This is a genomic window from Mesoflavibacter sp. SCSIO 43206 (genome assembly GCF_019904215.1).
GTDB lineage: Bacteria > Bacteroidota > Bacteroidia > Flavobacteriales > Flavobacteriaceae > Mesoflavibacter > Mesoflavibacter zeaxanthinifaciens.
In genome coordinates this window covers 666,569-687,070 of sequence record NZ_CP063201.1, presented here as the reverse complement: position 1 = coordinate 687,070, position 20,502 = coordinate 666,569, and the positions used below count along the sequence as shown (strand labels likewise).

The 20,502-nt window shown below is 32.5% G+C and carries 19 protein-coding genes and 1 tRNA gene; 17 read left to right on the top strand and 3 right to left on the bottom strand.

What is annotated here, in order from left to right:
• Window positions 1–24: 24 nt before the first annotated feature.
• On the bottom strand, window positions 25–789 hold the full coding sequence (locus tag INR78_RS03400) for an alpha/beta fold hydrolase (protein ID WP_223077466.1): 765 nt from the start codon (window positions 787–789) through the stop codon (window positions 25–27).
• 271 nt (window positions 790–1,060) lie between these two features.
• On the opposite strand from INR78_RS03400, the gene mraZ reads away from it, so the two are divergent.
• The 17 genes from mraZ (at window position 1,061) to INR78_RS03315 (ending at window position 18,775) form a co-directional block, all read left to right on the top strand.
• Window positions 1,061–1,528 carry a division/cell wall cluster transcriptional repressor MraZ gene (mraZ, locus tag INR78_RS03395; protein WP_223077465.1) on the top strand — a complete coding sequence of 156 codons (468 nt, stop codon included), beginning with the start codon at window positions 1,061–1,063 and terminating at the stop codon, window positions 1,526–1,528.
• Window positions 1,515–2,411, top strand: a complete 897-nt coding sequence (rsmH, locus tag INR78_RS03390; RefSeq protein WP_223077464.1) for a 16S rRNA (cytosine(1402)-N(4))-methyltransferase RsmH — start codon at window positions 1,515–1,517, stop codon at window positions 2,409–2,411. The genes mraZ and rsmH overlap by 14 nt, the downstream gene beginning before the upstream one ends.
• Before the next feature lie 2 nt (window positions 2,412–2,413).
• Window positions 2,414–2,731, top strand: a complete 318-nt coding sequence (locus tag INR78_RS03385) for an FtsL-like putative cell division protein (RefSeq protein ID WP_106686899.1) — start codon at window positions 2,414–2,416, stop codon at window positions 2,729–2,731.
• Window positions 2,732–2,795: 64 nt separating this feature from the next.
• Window positions 2,796–4,739: a penicillin-binding protein gene (locus INR78_RS03380; RefSeq protein WP_223078025.1), complete on the top strand. Its 1,944-nt coding sequence runs from the start codon at window positions 2,796–2,798 to the stop codon at window positions 4,737–4,739.
• Window positions 4,739–6,202 (top strand): UDP-N-acetylmuramoyl-L-alanyl-D-glutamate--2,6-diaminopimelate ligase, encoded by a 1,464-nt coding sequence (locus tag INR78_RS03375; protein WP_223077463.1) that lies wholly within the window; start codon window positions 4,739–4,741, stop codon window positions 6,200–6,202. Before INR78_RS03380 ends, INR78_RS03375 begins: the two co-directional genes overlap by 1 nt.
• Window positions 6,203–6,244: 42 nt before the next feature.
• Window positions 6,245–7,477 carry a phospho-N-acetylmuramoyl-pentapeptide-transferase gene (gene mraY, locus INR78_RS03370; RefSeq protein ID WP_223077462.1) on the top strand — a complete coding sequence of 411 codons (1,233 nt, stop codon included), beginning with the start codon at window positions 6,245–6,247 and terminating at the stop codon, window positions 7,475–7,477.
• A 4-nt stretch (window positions 7,478–7,481) separates the two neighbouring features.
• Window positions 7,482–8,813, top strand: coding sequence for a UDP-N-acetylmuramoyl-L-alanine--D-glutamate ligase (gene murD, locus INR78_RS03365; RefSeq protein WP_223077461.1), 1,332 nt, complete (start codon window positions 7,482–7,484; stop codon window positions 8,811–8,813).
• Between the two features lie 17 nt (window positions 8,814–8,830).
• A complete protein-coding gene (locus INR78_RS03360; RefSeq protein WP_223077460.1) occupies window positions 8,831–10,033 on the top strand; it encodes an FtsW/RodA/SpoVE family cell cycle protein in 1,203 nt (400 codons plus the stop codon).
• A 5-nt stretch (window positions 10,034–10,038) separates the two neighbouring features.
• Window positions 10,039–11,145: an undecaprenyldiphospho-muramoylpentapeptide beta-N-acetylglucosaminyltransferase gene (gene murG / locus INR78_RS03355; RefSeq protein WP_223077459.1), complete on the top strand. Its 1,107-nt coding sequence runs from the start codon at window positions 10,039–10,041 to the stop codon at window positions 11,143–11,145.
• On the top strand, window positions 11,145–12,500 hold the full coding sequence (gene murC, locus INR78_RS03350; protein ID WP_223077458.1) for a UDP-N-acetylmuramate--L-alanine ligase: 1,356 nt from the start codon (window positions 11,145–11,147) through the stop codon (window positions 12,498–12,500). The genes murG and murC overlap by 1 nt, the downstream gene beginning before the upstream one ends.
• A 16-nt stretch (window positions 12,501–12,516) precedes the next feature.
• A complete protein-coding gene (locus tag INR78_RS03345) occupies window positions 12,517–13,209 on the top strand; it encodes a cell division protein FtsQ/DivIB (protein ID WP_370632504.1) in 693 nt (230 codons plus the stop codon).
• 3 nt (window positions 13,210–13,212) lie between these two features.
• A complete protein-coding gene (ftsA, locus tag INR78_RS03340; protein WP_027881029.1) occupies window positions 13,213–14,538 on the top strand; it encodes a cell division protein FtsA in 1,326 nt (441 codons plus the stop codon).
• A gap of 70 nt (window positions 14,539–14,608) precedes the next feature.
• Entirely contained in the window at window positions 14,609–16,579 is a 1,971-nt protein-coding gene (gene ftsZ / locus INR78_RS03335) for a cell division protein FtsZ (RefSeq protein WP_223077456.1), read from the top strand.
• Window positions 16,580–16,704: 125 nt separating this feature from the next.
• Entirely contained in the window at window positions 16,705–17,154 is a 450-nt protein-coding gene (locus INR78_RS03330) for a GatB/YqeY domain-containing protein (RefSeq protein ID WP_223077455.1), read from the top strand.
• 9 nt (window positions 17,155–17,163) lie between these two features.
• Window positions 17,164–17,237, top strand: a tRNA-Arg gene (locus tag INR78_RS03325).
• Window positions 17,238–17,410: 173 nt separating this feature from the next.
• Window positions 17,411–18,283: a zinc-dependent peptidase gene (locus INR78_RS03320; protein ID WP_223077454.1), complete on the top strand. Its 873-nt coding sequence runs from the start codon at window positions 17,411–17,413 to the stop codon at window positions 18,281–18,283.
• 72 nt (window positions 18,284–18,355) lie between these two features.
• Window positions 18,356–18,775 carry a CBS domain-containing protein gene (locus INR78_RS03315; RefSeq protein WP_223077453.1) on the top strand — a complete coding sequence of 140 codons (420 nt, stop codon included), beginning with the start codon at window positions 18,356–18,358 and terminating at the stop codon, window positions 18,773–18,775.
• Window positions 18,776–18,832: 57 nt separating this feature from the next.
• Here INR78_RS03315 and rpe read toward each other — a convergent pair whose 3' ends face one another.
• Both rpe and INR78_RS03305 read right to left on the bottom strand, forming a co-directional pair.
• The gene (gene rpe / locus INR78_RS03310) at window positions 18,833–19,495 is read right to left on the bottom strand and encodes a ribulose-phosphate 3-epimerase (protein WP_223077452.1); all 663 of its coding nucleotides are present in this window, start codon (window positions 19,493–19,495) and stop codon (window positions 18,833–18,835) included.
• Between the two features lie 138 nt (window positions 19,496–19,633).
• Entirely contained in the window at window positions 19,634–20,497 is an 864-nt protein-coding gene (locus INR78_RS03305) for an RNA polymerase sigma factor RpoD/SigA (protein ID WP_013869172.1), read from the bottom strand.
• Window positions 20,498–20,502: the final 5 nt, after the last annotated feature.

The window sequence follows — 20,502 nt, the reverse complement described above, 5'->3', positions numbered from 1 at the left end:
TTTTATTTCTGCAAAAAGGGTAAATTAAAACTCACGCTTTTTTAACCAAGCGTATAGAATTTCATTAAAAGTTTCTGGATGTTCCATCATTGCAGCATGACCACATTTGTCAATCCAAAATAGCTCTGAATCTGGTAAAAGACTGTTAAATTCGTCTGCAACTTCTGGTGGTGTTACAGTGTCATTTTTTCCCCAAATAATGCAAGTCGGTGTTTGCATTTTTGGTAAATCTTTTGCCATATTATGTCTTATAGCGCTTTTAGCAATAGCTAAAGTTTTAATTAGTTTGTTTCTGTCATTTACTGTTTCGTAAACTTCATCAACAATTTCTTTAGTTGCAACTTCAGGATCATAAAACACATCTTGGGCTTTTTTCTTAATCACCTCATAATCACTTCGTTTTGTGTAGCCGCTTCCCATAGCGCTTTCATATAAGCCAGAACTTCCTGTAATTACTAAGGCTTTTACTTTTTCTGGGTATAATTTTGTGTGATATAATCCAATATGTCCTCCAAGAGAGTTTCCTAATAAAATAACATCTTCTAATCCTTTAAAATCTATAAATTCATGCAGATAGTTTGCAAAAGCCTTTACGTTTGTTTTAAGTAAAGACATTGTGTAAACAGGTAATTCTGGAATTATTATTTTATAACCTTTTGTACTAAAATAGGAGGTTACGGCGTCAAAGTTACTAAGCCCGCCCATAAGTCCATGAAGAATAATAATTGGTTGTCCTGTGCCAACTTCTATGTAGTTAAACTTTCCTTCTTTTTTAAGTTTGTGCGTCATTAACAGTTAGTCATTTGCTTAGCAACAAATATAGGTATTTCATTTAAAACAAATCCTAATATAACTTTTTACTTCCAAAAATTAAGACACTTAAGATTTGTTTTTCTTTCCCACTTTTTGATAAGTTGTTTGTCTTACTATTTTCAATTATTTACACGCTTTTTAAATGTTAAAAAACCATAACTTATTAACAATGTGGTAAAATGTGGTAAAATGTGGTAAAATTTTCAATATATTTGATTTTTAAATATTAACCCAGTTCTAAACTGTTGTGAACTCATTTATAGGAACATACGAATGTAAAGTAGACGCCAAAGGAAGGCTAATGCTGCCTGCTGCTCTAAAAAAGCAGATGGATGGTGTGTTGCAAAATGGGTTTGTGATTAAAAGAGCGGTGTTTCAAGAGTGTTTGGAATTGTATCCAATGACCGAATGGGATGCATTAATGCAGAAAATAAATAAGCTAAATCGATTCAAAAAAAAGAACAACGATTTTATTAGAAGGTTTACTGCTGGAGTAAAAATGGTAGATGTTGATGCAAACGGAAGGTTGTTAATACCAAAAGATTTAGTGGTTTTTGCTTCTATCTCTAAGGATATTGTAATGTCTTCTGCGGTTAATATTATTGAGATTTGGGATAAAACGAAGTATGAAAAAGCTATTGATGATGCAACTGTAGATTTTGCGGATTTAGCTGAAGAAGTAATGGGACAAGATGACGAAGATGGACTATCATAATCCAGTTTTATTAAAAGAAACCGTAGATGGTTTGGCTATTAAAGAAGATGGTATTTATGTAGATGTCACTTTTGGTGGTGGCGGACACAGTAAAGAGATATTAAGTCGTTTAGGTGAAAAAGGAAGACTTTACGCTTTTGATCAAGATAAAGACGCTCTTAAAAATAAAATAGACGATAGTCGCTTTACGCTAATCAATGAAAATTTTAGATACATAAAGAGATTTTTAAGGTTTTATGGTGTAAAAGAAGTAGACGGAATCTTAGGTGATTTTGGTGTATCTTCTCATCAATTTGATGTGGCAGAACGTGGTTTTTCAACGCGTTTTGAGGCAGATTTAGATATGAGGATGAATCAAAGTAATCAGCTATCTGCATATCATGTTGTAAATGAATATAGTCAGGAAGACTTGCGTGATGTGTTATTACAGTATGGAGAGTTAAGAGCTGCGCCAGCTATGGCAAGAGTGATTGTAGAAACTAGAATGAATGGTGAAATAAAAACTTCAGAGCAGTTAAAATCTGCTTTAAAAAAGTTTTTGTCGCCAAAGCATGAAAATAAAATTTTAGCTCAAATCTATCAAGCGATTAGGATAGAGGTAAATCAAGAAATTGAAGTTTTAAAAGAGTTTTTAATGCAAACACCAGAAGTTTTAAAACCTGGCGGAAGATTAAGTTTGATTTCTTATCACTCTTTAGAAGATAGATTGGTAAAGCGATTTACGCGAAATGGGCTATTTGAAGGTGAACCAGAACGCGATGTTTTTGGAAGATTTGAAGTGCCTTTTAAAAAAGTAGGAAAATTAATAGTGCCAACAGCACAAGAGATAAAAGAAAACAATAGAGCTAGAAGTGCTAAACTTAGAATAGCAGAAAAACTATAAAAGTGAAAAAAAGCATCTATAGCATATTAAGAGGAACGTTTTTAGTTAGCGAAGACTCGTTTAAAAATTGGCGTGTCATCTTATTTATTTCTGTGTTGGCAATAATAATGATAGCAAGTTCGCATAGTGCAGATAAAAAAGTGTACGAGATAGCAAGACTTAATAACGAAGTAAAAGAATTGCGATCTGCACTTTACGACGGAAGAACCAGATTAATGCAGTTAAAAATGGAATCTTCTGTTGTAAAAAAAATGAAAGAAAAAGGTTTGGCGCCTTCTGTAATACCGCCAACCAAAATAATTGTAAAACCACAAAATTAAGTTCTCAATCGTGGCAGTTAACGAAAAGAACATATTAAACAGATTGTATTTTGTAGCGGGATGTATGTTCATCTTCGCTATTGCTGTTGTGGTTAAATTGTTAAGCATTCAATTTATTCAAGGCGATAAGTATAAGGCTTTAGTAGAAGAAAGCAATATAAAAGAAGTGTCTATTCCTGCTAACCGTGGTAACGTATACTCGGCAGACGGAAGTCTTTTAGCAACTTCAATTCCAAAATACGATATCAGGTTTGATGCAATTACGCCAACCGATAAGCGATTTAAAGAGTACTTAACGCCTTTAAGTGAAGCACTTTCAAAATACTCAGGTAAATCAGTTTCTTATTATAAAAAAGAATTGCAAAAAGCACGTGCAAACAAGAATAGATATTATTTGTTGGCTAGAAATATTGGGTATTCAGAATATTTAAAATTCAGAAGCTTTCCATTGCTAGAATTAGGTCCGTACAAAGGTGGTTTAATTGTAGAACAGTATGTAAAACGCGAACATCCTTTAGGCGAAGTTGCGCAACGTACCATTGGTTACGAGCGTGTTGATGACGAAGGAAATATAACAAGAGCAGGAATAGATGGTGCTTTTGGAAGTGATTATTTAAGAGGAACAGATGGAAAGCGTATCAAACAAAAAATAGGTAAAGGACAATGGAAGCCAATTACGGTTGATAATGAAGTTGAGCCAAAAGATGGTTACGATGTCTACACAACTATAGATGTAAATATTCAAGATATTGCACATCACGCATTATTAGAGCAATTAGAAAAATACGAAGCAGAGCACGGAACTGTAGTGGTAATGGAAGTAAAAACAGGTGAAATTAGAGCTATTTCAAACCTGGGAAGAACATCTAAAAATACCTATTACGAAAAAAGAAATTACGCGGTTTACGAAGCGCATGAACCTGGTTCTACATTTAAGCTTATGACGTTAATGGCTGCTTTAGAAGATAAAAAAGTAGATACATCAGATGTAATAGATACCGGAAATGGATACAAAGTGTTTTATGGGCGTGGTATTAAAGATTCTCATGGTTATGGTAAGATTTCTGCAGCAAGAGCTTTTGAAGTGTCATCAAATATAGGTTTAGCTACTATAGTAGATAAAGCATACGCGAAAAATCCAGAGCGCTTTTTAAATATTTTAAGTCAATGGAATTTAGATAAAAAGCTAAACATTTCAATTAAAGGTGAAGGAGAACCAATGATACCAAAACCTGGACATAAAAATTGGAGTAGAAATGCATTGCCATCATTAGCTTATGGGTATGGTTTAAAAATAACACCGTTACAAACATTAACATTTTACAATGCTGTTGCTAATAATGGTGTAATGGTTAAACCAAGATTTATTAGAGAGGTAAGAAATCTTGATGAAAAAATAGAGGTGTTCGAAAAAGAAATAATTAATGAGAAGATTTGCTCTGATCAGACACTTAAAAAAGCAAAAACCATGCTAGAAAATGTTGTAAAGCGTGGTACAGGTACATCATTGTATTCAGATTATTTCTCTATGGGAGGAAAAACAGGTACGGCTCGTACAGAGTATTGGCATAAGGACTGGTCCAAAAACCCACGATATATTTCGTCTTTTGCAGGGTATTTCCCAGCAGACAATCCTAAATACTCATGTATAGTTATCATTCATAAACCAAGTGTTAAAAAAGGATTTTATGGTGCAGATGTTTCTGGTCCTGTATTTAAAAAAATAGCTCAAAAGATATTTACAGATACACCAATTGTTGATGAGGTTGAAACTTTAGAAGTAAAAACAGCTAAAGTAGAAAAAGAGTATAAAACATATTACGATATAGCAAATAGGTATAAAACCATAATGCCTGATGTTAGAGGTTTGCCAATTATGGATGCTGTAGCGTTATTAGAAAATATGGGTTTGAAGGTAAAAGTTGAAGGTGTTGGAGTGGTAGAAAATCAATCCATTAGTAAAGGAACAAAAGTTAAGAAAAATCAAACAATAGTTTTAAAAGCATAGTGATTACATTAAAAGACATATTATACAAGGTAACTTTAGATGCAGTTATTGGTAGTACAAATGTTATGGTGCGTAACATTCATTTTAATTCACGTAGTGTGGCAATTAATGATGTGTTTGTAGCTGTCAAAGGAACTGTTGTAGATGGACATAACTATATAGATGCGGCTATAAGTCAAGGAGCAATTGCTGTAGTTTGTGAGGTGATTCCTGCAATAACAAAAAAAGAAGTAACCTATATTAAAGTAGATGACTCAAGTCGTGCTTTGGCAATAATGGCATCTAACTTTTATGGTAATCCTTCAGAAAATTTAAAGTTAGTAGGTGTAACAGGTACAAACGGAAAAACAACTATAGCTTCATTATTATACCAATTATTTAAAAAAGCCGGTTTTAAAGTAGGTTTATTATCTACTGTAAAAATCATGGTAGATAATAAAGAGTTTTCAGCAACGCATACAACGCCAGACTCATTAACTATCAATGCGTATTTAAAGCAAATGAATGATGAAGGTGTAGAGTTTTGTTTTATGGAAGTCAGCTCACACGGAATCGACCAAAATAGAACATTAGGCTTAAAGTTTGAAGGCGGAATTTTTACTAATCTGTCACACGATCATTTAGATTATCACAATTCTTTTGCAGAATACAGAGATGTTAAAAAACGCTTTTTTGATGAGTTGCCAAACACTGCTTTTGCATTAACAAATATCGATGACAAAAACGGAAGCATCATGCTTCAAAATACAAAAGCAAAACAGTATAGCTATGCCTTAAAAAGCTATGCAGATTATAAAGCTCAAATTTTAGAAAATCAATTTAACGGATTGTTGTTAAAACTGAATGATAACGAAGTTTGGGTACGATTAATCGGCACTTTTAACGCTTATAATATTTTGGCAATTTTTGCTTGCGCGGAATTATTAGGTCTTGAAAAAGATGAGTTATTAAGATTTATTAGCGAGTTAGAAAGTGTTAGCGGAAGATTTCAATTCTTGATTTCTGATGAAAAAATTACCGCAATTGTAGATTACGCACATACACCAGATGCATTGCAAAATGTGTTAGAAACCATAAATGATATTCGTACCAAAAACGAAGAATTAATTACAGTTGTAGGTTGTGGTGGAGATAGGGATAAAACCAAACGTCCAAAAATGGGGCATATCGCTTCGGCTTTAAGTACAAAGGTGATTTTTACTAGTGATAATCCAAGAACAGAAGTACCAGAAACGATTATTGATGACATTGAAAAAGGCGTGGAAGCTCAAAATTTTAAAAAAACAATGTCTATTGTAGATAGAAAACAAGCCATTAAAACAGCATGTCAATTAGCAAATCCTAATGATATCATTTTAATCGCTGGAAAAGGGCATGAAACTTATCAAGAGGTAAATGGCGTAAGAACAGATTTTGATGATTTCAAAATTGTAAAAGAATTTTTAAAACAGTTACAAAAATAGTGTTTGTTTAATAAAGTTTAAGCAGCAAAAAATAAATAAAGAATGTTATACTATTTATTCGAATTTTTAGAAGAACAATATCAAATGCCAGGTGCAAGTGTGTTTCAATTTATCACATTTAGAGCCGCTTTAGCTATCATTTTGTCGTTGTTGTTTTCTACTATCTTCGGAAAAAAAATAATCCTTATGCTTCAAAAAAAGCAGGTTGGAGAATCGGTAAGAGATTTAGGTTTACAGGGACAAATGCAAAAAGCTGGTACACCAACTATGGGAGGAATTATTATCATTTTAGCGACTTTGATACCTGTGTTATTATTAGCAAGATTGGATAATATTTATGTAATCATGCTAATTGTTACAACACTTTGGATGGGCGCAGTTGGTTTTACAGATGATTATATAAAAGTTTTTAAAAAAGACAAGGCAGGTTTAAGCGGTAAGTTTAAAGTAATGGGGCAAGTAGGTTTAGGACTATTTGTTGGTGCTGTGATGTATTTTCATCCAGGAGTTACGATTAAGCAAGAAAAAATTAATCCGCAATTTGAAACCGAAAAAATAACTCAAAATTCACCAAGAGAATTTAATCCAGAAGAGCAATCACTTTTAACAACTATTCCGTTTGTAAAAGATAATGAGTTTGATTACTCAAAATTAATTACATGGCTTGGTGATGATTATGCAAAGTGCGCATGGTTAATTTTTATACCAATCGTAATTTTTATAATAACAGCAGTGTCTAACGGAGCGAATCTAACAGATGGTATAGATGGTTTGGCAGCAGGAAGTAGTGCGATAATAGTTTTTGCGCTAGCCATTTTTGCGTTTATCTCTGGTAATATTGTTTTTTCAGATTACTTAAATGTCATGTACATACCAAGGTTAGGCGAGTTAGTAATTTTTACCTCTGCTTTTGTTGGAGCATTAATAGGATTTTTATGGTACAACACATATCCGGCTCAAGTGTTTATGGGCGATACAGGTAGTTTAACAATTGGTGGTGTCATTGCGGTAATAGCAATCGCTGTTCGTAAAGAGTTGTTGATTCCTGTGTTATGCGGAATTTTCTTCGCAGAATCTTTATCCGTAATCCTGCAAGTAAGCTGGTTTAAGTATACCAAAAAGAAATATGGCGAAGGTCGACGCATATTTTTAATGTCGCCTTTACATCATCATTATCAAAAGAAAAACTATCACGAAAGTAAAATAGTGACACGATTTTGGATTGTTGGAATTTTCTTAGCAATCATTTCAATAGTTACACTGAAGTTGAGATAGAAAAATGAAACGATTAGTTGTATTAGGAGCAGGAGAAAGCGGCGTAGGAACAGCGCTTTTAGGAAAAGAAAAAGGCTATGAAGTTTTTGTTTCCGATAAGGGAAAAATAAAAGAAAAATATAAAGAAGTTCTTATACATAATGAGATTGAATGGGAAGACCAACAGCATACTGAAGCTAAAATTTTAAATGCAGATGTAGTTATGAAAAGTCCAGGAATACCAGATAAAGTGCCAATGGTAGAGGCGCTTTTAGAGAAAGGTATTTCCGTAATTTCTGAAATAGAATTTGCTAGCCAGTTTACAAATGCAACAATAGTTGCAATAACTGGTAGTAATGGTAAGACAACAACATCTATGTTAACGCATCATGTGTTAAAACAAGAACTTAATGTTGGGTTAGCTGGTAATATTGGCGATAGTTTTGCTAAGCAGGTTTTAGAGCATAATTATAAAAATTATGTGCTAGAGATAAGTAGTTTTCAGTTGGATGGTTGTTTCAATTTTAAACCAAAAATTGCAGTAATTACCAATATTGTTCCGGATCATTTAGATCGTTACGATTATAAATTTGAAAATTATATCGCATCAAAATTCAGAATAGCTCAAAATCAAACTAAAGACGATTATTTGATTTATGATGCCGACGATAAAGTGATTTCAGAACACCTAAAAAAGTATCCAATTCAATCTACATTTTTACCATTTTCACTAACAAAAAAAATTGAAAATGGAGCGTATTTGGACAATGATAATATAATAATAACAATAAATAATAACAAGATAATTATGCCAGCAAAAAACATTGCCTTAGACGGTAAGCATAACACTAAAAATGCTATGGCGGCTTCAACCGTTTCGCATTTATTAAAAATAAGAAAACAAACTATTCGTGAAAGTTTAGAAAACTTTCAAGGTGTAGAGCATCGATTAGAACAAGTGCTTAAAATTAATAAAGTGCAATACATTAACGACTCTAAAGCAACAAATGTTAATGCTACATATTTTGCTTTAGAAAGTATGGATGCGCCTACAGTTTGGATTGTTGGTGGTGTTGATAAAGGAAATGATTACACAGAGTTGTTTCCGTTTGTAAATGAAAAAGTAAAAGCAATCATTTGTTTAGGTGTTGATAATCAAAAGTTATTACAAAGCTTTGGTAATATGGTTGATGTTATTGTTGAAACTCAGTTTATGAGTGAAGCTGTAAAAATAGCCTACAAAATTGCTGAATCTGGAGATAACGTGTTATTGTCACCAGCTTGTGCAAGTTTTGATTTGTTTGAAAACTATGAAGAAAGAGGTAGACAATTTAAAGAAGCAGTAAGAAACTTGTAAAACAATTAAAAATATAAATGCAAAAAGCAATACTAAATAATATTAAAGGTGATAAGCTAATTTGGGCTATTGTAGCACTATTGGCTATATTTTCTTTTTTACCTGTGTATAGCGCTGCTAGTAATTTGGCATATGTTGGTGGTAGTGGTAATACATTTGCATTTTTAGTTAAGCATTTTATGCATTTGTTTTTAGGTTTTGCAATAATGTATGGTGTGCATAAATTGCCGTACCGTTACTTTAGAGGTTTATCCATGGTAATGATGCCTTTAGTGTTTGTACTACTAATAGTAACCATTTTACAAGGCACGACTATAGAAGGTGCAAATGCAAGTAGATGGATACGTATTCCGTTTATAAATATGTCTTTCCAGACATCAACATTAGCTTCGGTTGTGTTGATGGTTTACATAGCAAGATATTTATCAAAAATAAAAGATAAAACAATCACCTTTAAAGAATCTATTTTACCATTATGGATTCCGTTGTTTATCATTTTAGCATTGATATTACCATCAAACTTTTCTACAACAGCAATCATCTTTGTAATGTCAATGATGTTATTATTTTTAGGCGGTTATCCATTACGTTATTTGTTAGCTATGGGCGCAGCAGGTTTGGTAGGATTAACATTTTTTATTTTAATAGCAAAAGCCTTTCCAGAAGCAATGCCAAACCGTGTTGATACCTGGATGAGTAGAATTGAAAATTTTGCAAACGGAGAAGATACAGAAGAAGATTATCAAATTGAAAAAGCTAAAATAGCAATTGCTTCTGGAGGTGTTGTTGGTTTAGGTTCTGGTAAGAGCATTCAGAAGAATTTTTTACCGCAATCTTCATCAGATTTCATCTTCGCAATAATTATAGAAGAATACGGTTTGATTGGAGGATTGTTTTTAATGGTGATGTATCTCTGGTTACTTTTTAGAATTGTTATTGTATCACAAAAAGCAGATACCATATTTGGAAAATTAGTTGTGCTTGGTGTTGGATTACCAATTATATTTCAAGCAATGATCAATATGGCAGTAGCGGTAGAGCTTTTTCCGGTAACGGGACAAACACTACCATTAATTAGTAGCGGAGGAACAAGTATTTGGATGACTTGTATGGCAATAGGAATTATATTAAGTGTTAGCGCAAAACGCGAAGAAATAAAAGAAAAACAATCACAGGATGAAGGTGATAATCCTTTAGAAATTCTTTCAGAAACGATTTAAGGACAGTGAGTAAAAAAGATAAAACATATAAAATCATTCTAAGTGGCGGCGGTACTGGAGGGCACATATATCCAGCAGTAGCAATTGCTAATGAGCTTAAACAGCGTTTTCCAGATGCTCAGTTTTTGTTTGTAGGTGCAAAAGACCGTATGGAAATGGAAAAAGTACCTCAAGCAGGATACGATATAAAAGGACTTTGGATTTCAGGTATACAAAGAAAATTAACACTTAAAAACCTTTCATTTCCTTTTAAATTGATTAGTAGTTTATGGAATGCTAAAAAAATTGTAAAGCAATTTAAACCAGATGTCGTTATAGGAACAGGTGGATTTGCTAGTGGACCATTATTACAAGTTGCTGCTTCAAAAGGAATACCTTGTTTAATACAAGAGCAAAACTCTTTTCCTGGTATAACCAATAAATTATTATCTAAAAAGGTAGATAAAATTTGTGTGGCTTACGATAATTTAGAGCGCTTTTTTCCTGCAGATAAAATTATTAAAACAGGTAATCCTGTAAGACAAGACTTATTAGATATTTCTTGCAAAAGAGAAGAAGCTATTAAGTATTTTGATTTAGTTGAAGGTAAAAAGACACTTCTGGTTTTAGGAGGAAGTTTAGGAGCTAAAGCAATAAACGAACTTATAGAACGTGAGCTAGATTATCTGCAAACTTTAAACCTACAAATCATTTGGCAATGCGGTAAGCTGTATTATCAAACATACAAACTGTATGGTCATACAAAGCATGTGCAAGTACATCAGTTTATAAATAATATGGACTATGCTTATGCAGCTGCAGATTTTATTATATCACGTGCAGGAGCAGGTTCTGTAAGTGAGTTATGTATCGTTGGTAAACCTGTAGTTTTTGTGCCTTCACCATACGTGGCAGAAGACCATCAAACTAAAAATGCAGATGCAATAGTTAGTAAAAATGCAGCGATGATGATTGCTCAAGAAGATTTAAAAGTAGACTTTAAAAACAAGTTTGGACAGTTAGTAGCTAACCCAGAAAAGCAAGAACAGTTTAGCAAAAACATTAAAAAATTAGCGTTAACAAACGCAACAAAAGATATAGTAGACGAAGTAGAAAAACTTCTAAATAAATAATGAATTTAAAAAATATACATAACATCTATTTTGTTGGCATCGGTGGTATCGGTATGTCAGCAATAGCACGTTTTTTTAAATCGCAAAATAAAAATGTTGCAGGTTATGATAAGACACAAACTGAAATTACTAATAGTTTAGAAGCTCTTAATATTTCTGTTCATTTTGAAGAAGAAATTGGATGTGTTGAAAATTCATTTTTAAATGTAGACGAAACTTTAGTTGTTTATACACCTGCAATACCAAAAGATCATAAGCAGTTAAATTATTTTAAATCTAATGGTTTTAAAGTTTTAAAACGCTCAGAAATTTTAGGGATTATTACAGAAAATACTTTTTGTTTAGCAGTTGCAGGTACGCACGGTAAAACAACAACAACAAGTATTTTAGGTCACTTGTTAAAATCTTGTGATGTTAAATTAACAGCGTTTTTAGGAGGAATAAGTGAAAATTATAACTCTAACTTAATTTTAAACGGAGATAAGGTGTCAGTTGTTGAAGCAGATGAATTTGATCGTTCGTTTTTAACTTTAAGTCCAGATATGGCTGCTGTTACTTCAATGGATGCAGATCATTTAGATATTTATGGTGATGCATCACAATTGCAAGAAACATTTAAGGATTTTACTAAAAAAATAAAACCAAACGGAAAGCTGTTTGTAAAAAATGGTTTACCAATTCAGGGAATAACTTATGGTATTGAAGATGGTTCAGATTATTCCATTCAAAATATAAAAATAGAAAACGGGACGTATGTATTTGATGTCAAAACTCCAAATACAACAATTAAAAATATAGAGTTTAACCTACCTGGTAGACATAATTTGTCAAACGCTTTAGTTGCTCTGGCGATGTCTGTAGAATATGGTCTCCCTACCAAACAGCTCGCCAAAGCATTAGCATCTTACAAAGGTGTAAAGCGTAGGTTTAGTTATCATATTAAAACCGATAAAATAGTGTTTATAGATGATTATGCACATCATCCAGAAGAGATAAATGCTGTACACCAAGCGGTAAGAGAGATGTATCCAGAAAAGAAAGTTTTGGCAGTATTTCAGCCACATTTGTTTTCTAGAACACAAGATTTTGCAACACAATTTGCTAAAAGCTTATCACAGTTTGATCAAATTATATTGTTAGATATATATCCCGCAAGAGAGTTGCCAATAGAAGGTGTAACCTCAAGCTGGCTGTTAAGTTTGATAGAAAATAGTAATAAAAAATTAGTTAATAAAGAAGATCTAATATCACAAATAAAGCAAAGTAACGCCGATGTAATTTTAACTATTGGCGCAGGAGATATAGGAGCTCAAGTTTTAAAAATAAAAGAAGCACTTTTGGAAAATGAAAATTAATTGGAATTACATAAAAATGATAGTTCTGCTAATTTTAGTAGTGTTTTTGTATGCGTTTTCTTCAGCAAGAAATTCAAAACGTTTAGTATCTCAACCTAATATTCAATTTATAGGCAATAAAAACCTGTTTATCACCCAAGAAGCTGTTAGTAAATTGTTAATACAAAATCAACAAGGTATTACAAATGTGCCTAAAGAAACTTTAGATTTGAATGGTTTAGAGTCGACGCTAAATAAAAACCCAATTATCGAGTTTGCAGAAGTTTACGTAAATGTAGAAGGTAAGTTAACAGCAAAGGTTAAACAAAAAACACCTATAGCTAGAGTTTTAGGTAATAATAGTTATTATATAGATAGTAATGGTGGTGTTATGCCGCTTTCAAAAAATTATACAGAACGTGTTCCTTTTGTAACAGGTTTTGTAAAAAAAAGTAATCTAGATATTGTTTATAAAGTAGCAGATTACGTATTAAAGGATGAATTTTTAAAACAAAACGTGATAGAAATTCATCAAAATAAAAATAACAGCATAGACTTAAAATTAAGACAAACCAAATTTGTAGTGCATTTGGGGCAGGTAAAACAATTAGAAAAAAAGATAAGTAATCTAAAAGCCTTTTACATAAAAGCTACAAAAGATAAAGTTTTAGATAAATACAGTAAAGTAAACTTGCAATTTGGCAACCAAGTTGTTTGTACAAAAGCATAAGTTATGGAGCAAAACATTGCAGTAGGGTTAGATATAGGGACTACTAAAATAGTAGCCATGATTGGTCGTAAAAACGAATATGGCAAAGTAGAAATTTTGGGTATAGGTAAATCCAAAAGCTTAGGTGTGCATCGTGGTGTTGTCAATAACATTACACAAACCATACAATCTATACAGATAGCAATACAAGAGGCAGAAGCTGCAGCAGCTACAAAAATAGAAGGAGTAACAGTAGGTATAGCGGGACAGCATATTAGAAGTTTACAACATAGCGATTATATAACACGTCCAAATAGTGAGACTGTTATAGATGAAGATGATATAGAACGATTAATAAACCAAGTACATAAGTTGGTAATGCTTCCAGGAGAAGAAATAATCCATGTATTACCTCAAGAATATAAAGTTGACGGTCAAGCCGAAATCAAAGAACCAATAGGTATGTATGGAGGTAGATTAGAAGCTAACTTTCATGTAGTAGTAGGTCAAGTATCTTCTATAAGAAACATTGGTCGTTGTGTACAAAGTGCAGATTTAAATTTAGAAGGCATCACTTTAGAACCGTTAGCAAGTGCTAATGCAGTGTTAAGTCAAGAAGAAAAAGAAGCAGGAGTAGCTTTAATTGATATAGGAGGAGGAACAACAGATTTAGCAATATTTAGAGATGGTATAATCCGTCACACAGCAGTTATACCTTTTGGAGGAAACGTAATTACAGAAGATATAAAAGAAGGTTGCTCTATCATAGAAAAGCAAGCCGAATTGCTAAAAATAAAATTTGGTAGTGCTTGGCCAGGAGAAAATAAGGATAATGAAATTGTTTCAATACCAGGATTAAGAGGACGAGAACCAAAAGAAATCACCCTTAAAAATCTATCTAAAATTATCCATGCGCGTGTCGTAGAAATTATTGAGCAAGTATATGTCGAAATAAAAAACTACGGACACGAAGAACAAAAAAAGAAACTAATTGCAGGTATCGTTTTAACAGGTGGAGGCAGCCAATTAAAACATTTAAAGCAGTTAGTAGAATATATTACAGGTATGGATACCAGAATTGGTTATCCAAATGAACATTTAGCTGGCGATAGCGACGACGTAATAACAAGTCCATTATTTGCGACAGCAGTAGGTTTAGTTATGGATGGTTTAAAACGTCAAGACCGTAAAAAAGCAGAAGCTATTATTGAAGAAGAAATTCAAGCGGTAAAAGAAGAAAACGAAGAAAAGCCTGAAGAAGAACAAATAGAAGTGCCAAAAAAACAACGCAAGTCGTTTTTAGATAAGTTAACAGAAAAAGTAAAAGACTTTTTAGATAACGCAGAATAAGTAAAATGAATATACAGCGAAAGTACAGATTCGCTATTAAATAAGAATTGATCCAGTAAAAATAGAATTTATGAGCAACAACGAATTCGAAAGCATAGCATTTGATTTACCAAAAAATCAATCTAACGTCATTAAAGTAATTGGTGTTGGTGGCGGTGGTAGTAATGCCATTAACCACATGTTTCAGCAAGGAATAAAAGGTGTAGACTTTGTAATTTGTAATACAGATGCACAAGCACTACAAAGTAGCGGTGTACCAAACAAAATTCAGTTAGGTGTTAATTTAACAGAAGGATTAGGTGCAGGAGCAAATCCAAACGTTGGAGAGCAAGCAGCTGTAGAAAGTTTTGAAGACATCCAAATGATGTTAGATACCAATACAAAAATGGTATTTATCACAGCCGGAATGGGCGGAGGAACAGGTACAGGAGCAGCACCAATCATTGCAAAAATGGCTAAAGACTTAGACATTTTAACAGTTGGGATTGTGACAATGCCATTTCAGTTTGAAGGAAAAATGCGTAATGAACAAGCTCAAATAGGTATAGAAAAATTACGTGCAGAGGTAGACTCGTTAGTAGTTATAAACAACAATAAATTACGTGAAGTTTACGGTAATTTAGGGTTTAAAGCAGGTTTTTCTAAAGCAGACGAGGTTTTAGCAACTGCAGCACGTGGTATAGCAGAAGTTATAACACATCACTATACACAAAACATTGACTTGCGTGATGCAAAAACGGTTTTAAGTAATAGTGGTACCGCAATTATGGGATCTGCAGCAGCTTCTGGTCAAAACCGTGCACACGAAGCTATTTCAAAAGCATTAGATTCGCCATTACTTAACGATAATAAAATCACAGGAGCCAAAAACGTATTGTTGCTTATCGTTTCTGGAGCTCAAGAAATTACTATTGATGAGATTGGAGAAATTAACGATCACATTCAAAATGAAGCAGGTCATGGCGCTAACATTATTATGGGTGTTGGTGAAGACGAAAGCTTAGAAGAGTCTATTGCTGTTACAGTAATTGCAACAGGATTTGATGTAGAACAGCAAAACGAAATTTCTAATACTGAAGCAAAAAAAGTAATTCATGCATTAGAAGACGATCAAAGTATGGAGCAAGATTTAAGCAGAGAACAACCAAATCCTGCTATAATCTTACCAAATATTGAGTTAGAAGAGAAGAAGGAAACGCCAGTTGTTAAGCATACTTTAGAAATAGAAGAAGAGGAAGAAGAAACCAAACAGTCATTATCTTCTTTTGAAATGGATCAAGTAAAAAAGCAAACTATAGAAGAGCGTGACTTAATACCTACAAGTGAGTTTATAAAAAACTTAGATGTAACTTATTACGAAGTAGATGTTAATCTAGACGAAAATCAAGAATTTAAGATTACCTCTACAGCAAAAAAAGAAACGCCAAAACCAATAGAAGCAGAGCAAAATAAACAGCAAACTATGCTTAGTTTTGATATGCCTATTTCTGAAAAGGAACCTACATCTGCTCCAGTTACAGAAGAAGACGAAGGTCCGATAGTTATGGATCTATCAGACAATGTAACCGATTTAGAAGTAAATGATTTTGTTGAGGTTATTCCTGTTACTGAAAATACAGAGACAGGAGAAAAACGTTACGCTTTAGATGATTACGAAATAAAAGAATCTGCTATAAACCCAAAGCAGGAAGTAAAGCAAGAAGAAATTGTTTTAGAAAAGAAAACAGTTGAGACTGATGCAGAATCAAAAGAAATTCAACCAGATGTAGAAGTAGATCCAATGAATACGCCAATTTCAGAACTACTAAAAAGTAGAGCAGAAGAGCGTAGAAAAAAAATGAAGAATTTTAATTATAAGTTTAACACCTCTAAAATTGATGATATAGAGAAAGTACCAGCGTACAAGCGTCAAGGATTAGAGTTAGAAGATAGACAACATTCTTCAGATACAAATATTTCTAGAACTACATTAGGTGTAGATGATAATGATGATATTCAATTAAGAAATAACAATTCATTCTTACACGATAATGTAGATTAAGATTTTTAATTAATTCATTAATTATAACTATAGCCCGAAAAGTGCCCTCAAGCTTTTCGGGTTTTGTTTTTTAATATTAATAGTCACTTTTTAGTATCTTCGTACTCTTAAAAAAACAAATTAAAATGAGCTTATCAGCAAAAGTAATGACAGCCTTAAAAGAGGCTATGAAAAGTAAAGATCAAACCGCTTTAACCGCTTTAAGAGCAGTAAAATCTGCTATTCTTTTGGCACAAACAGAAACAGGATCAAAAGAAGAGTTAACAGAAGAGCAAGAACTTAAATTATTACAAAAACAAGTTAAGCAACGTAAAGATAGCGCAGCTGTTTATATCGATCAAGGTAGAGAAGATTTGGCTGAGCCAGAATTAGCAGAAGCTAAAGTTATCGAGCAGTTTTTACCAGAAGCAATGAGTGAAGATGAGGTAGCAAAAATTGTAGAAGATATTATTGCAAAAACTGGTGCAGAAGGTATGAAAGATATGGGTAAAGTTATGGGTATGGCAAGTAAAGAATTAGCAGGTAGAGCAGACGGTAAAACCATTTCTAATATTGTTAAAGCTAAATTAGCATAACTAAAAAAAGGCTGCGTAGCTCAATTGGATAGAGCACTGGATTTCGGCTCCAGCGGTTGTAGGTTCGACTCCTGTCGCAGTCACGAATACATCATAAAAAAGTGCAGATTTTTTTATGAAGAAAAACAAAGTTTACTTTTGTTTTTCTGTTAAAATAAGATGCTTTTTATGATGTTCAACACGGAGTGTTGTTAGGACGAATGTAATTACTCCTGTCGCAGTCACAAATTCATTATAAAAGAAACCTGTTTAGTTAATGTTGTTGCAATTATTACTTCAAACAAAACAACAAGAAGAGTTAGAAAGACAACTAATTTATGAATATATCATACCAATTGGTGTTGTTTTAATTGCAATTTTTATAGTGTATAAACTAGCTAGAGCATTTCAGTTTTTTTATGCTTCACGTTTTAAAAAACCACTGTTTAATCATGTATATTTTAAACTTAAAAAGCTAACACCATTACAACTTTCTATTTTAAAAAACGAATATACTTTCTATAGAAAACTCTCACCAAAACATCAAGTTTATTTTGAGCATCGTGTAGCTACTTTTTTAAAGGAAATAACCTTTATTGGAAAGCAAGAATTGCAAATTACAGAACAAATGAAGGTGATTATAGCTGCAACATCTACACTGCTTAATTTTGGGTTTAGAAACTACAGGATTAAACTTCTTGATAAGGTTTTATTGTATCCTACAGCTTTTTATTCTAAACTTAATCAAAACATGCATAAAGGTGAGTTTAACCCATCTTATAAAGCAATTGTATTGTCTTGGGAAGATGTTTTACACGGTTACTCTATAGACAACGATAATTTTAATGTGGCAATACATGAATTTGTACATGCAATGCATTTGGATTGTTTAAATCAAAAAGGACTTAAAGCAGCTATTTTTATTAATGGGTTTTCTGATATTGCACATTTTATAGAGACAAATGAAGATTATAAAAATCGTCTAATAGAATCTGAATATTTTAGAGATTATGCTTATACAAATCAATTTGAGTTTTTATCAGTCATTATAGAAACTTTTATTGAAACTCCAGGTGAGTTTAAAAGACAATTTCCTGAGTTGTATAGACTTGTAAAGCGTATGCTTAATTTCAATTTTGCTAATTACTAGTTTACTGACTTTTATCATAATTTTTAAGGGTTTTAAATTTTAAATTTATTGTAGAATTTAAAGCCTTAAATGATGAAAAAAAGAACACCAATTTCAGAAATAATGACAAAAAATGTCATCTCGTTAAAAACTAATGATGACTTAGAAAAAGCAGAAAGCTTATTTAAAAAAAATAATATTAGACATATTCCAGTAGTATCAGGAAAAGAGATTGTTGGTATGTTAAGCTATACCGATTTATTACGTATTAGTTTTGCAGACGCCATAGATGATTATGCAGAAGACGTAGATACTGTAGTATATAATATGTTTACAATAGAACAGGTAATGGCTAAGAAATTGATTACAGTTTCTAGTGATACAACCATAAAAGAGGTTGCAGAAATTTTAGCAGAGAAAGAATTTCATGCCTTACCAGTAGTAGATAATGAAATTTTAGTTGGCATAGTAACCACAACTGATTTGATTAAATATCTAATTAATCAGTACTAAAATTTGTTTAAGGGTTAAAAATGATAAAGGCTACCAATTGGTAGCCTTTATCTGTTTTTATGAGTTAGCTAAAGCTTTTAAATCTTTAATTGTTTCTATTTGGTTGTCGCTTTTAAAGACATAACTACCAGTTACCAATGCATCTGCACCAGCATCTACCAATTGCTTTGCGTTTTTATTAGTTACACCACCGTCAATTTCAATCATAACGTTAGCGTTTTTATCTTTTATAAGCTGTTTTAGTTGTTTTACTTTGTTGTAAGTGTTTTCTATAAAGCTTTGTCCTCCAAAACCAGGATTAACACTCATGATTAATACTAAATCAATATCGTTAATAATATCTTCTAAAACATTTATGTTGGTATGAGGATTTAGAGCAACACCAGCTTTCATACCTTCTGCTTTAATAGCTTGAACTGTTCTATGTAAATGTGTACAAGCTTCATAATGTACCGTTAATATATCACTTCCTAAATCTGCAAATGTTTTAATATATCTATCAGGATCTACAATCATTAAGTGTACATCTATAGTTTTTTTAGCGTGTTTAGAAATTGTTTTTAATACCGGCATTCCGTAAGAAATGTTTGGAACAAAAACACCATCCATTATATCTATATGAAACCAATCGGCTTCACTAGAATTAACCATTTCTATATCACGTTGTAAGTTGCCAAAATCTGCTGCTAGCAATGATGGCGCAATTAGTTTTGAAGACATTTTTTTATTTTATTGTGTTGTTGTTTTTGCAAAAATAGGTATAAAAAATGAACCCGAAGTAATCAGCTTCGGGTTCTTTCATCAATCAAAAAACGAACAGTTATGATTAACTGTTTGTTAGGGTAAAAAACGTACTTATTATCCTAAGTAAGTTTTTAATATTTTACTTCTAGACGTATGTTTTAATCTACGAATAGCTTTTTCTTTAATTTGTCTTACACGTTCTCTGGTAAGGTCAAAAGTTTCTCCAATTTCTTCTAATGTCATTGGATGTTGGTTACCTAAACCAAAGTAAAGTCTTATTACATCTGCTTCACGAGGTGTTAACGTTTCTAAAGCGCGTTCAATTTCTGTTCGTAAAGATTCGTGTAATAATTCTCTATCTGGGTTTGGTGATTCGCCAGAGTTTAATACATCATATAAGTTAGAATCTTCACCTTCTACTAAAGGCGCATCCATACTTACGTGACGACCAGAGTTTTTCATAGACTCTTTAACATCATTAATAGTCATGTCTAACTCTTTTGCAATTTCTTCTGCACTTGGTGGACGCTCGTGTGCTTGCTCTAAAAATGCAAAGGTTTTATTAATCTTGTTAATAGAACCAATTTTGTTTAAAGGTAAACGTACGATTCTAGATTGCTCTGCTAACGCTTGTAAAATAGATTGTCTAATCCACCATACAGCATAAGATATAAATTTAAAACCACGAGTTTCGTCAAAACGTTGTGCAGCTTTGATAAGACCTAAGTTACCTTCGTTAATTAAATCTGGTAATGTTAAACCTTGGTTTTGATATTGTTTAGCAACCGATACAACAAAACGTAAGTTAGCTTTAGTTAATTTTTCTAATGCTACTTGGTCTCCTGCTTTAATACGCTGTGCTAACTCTACCTCTTCATCTGCAGTAATAAGGTCTACCTTACCAATTTCTTGAAGATACTTGTCTAAAGAAGCAGTTTCTCTGTTAGTAACCTGCTTCGTAATTTTAAGTTGTCTCATCTAAA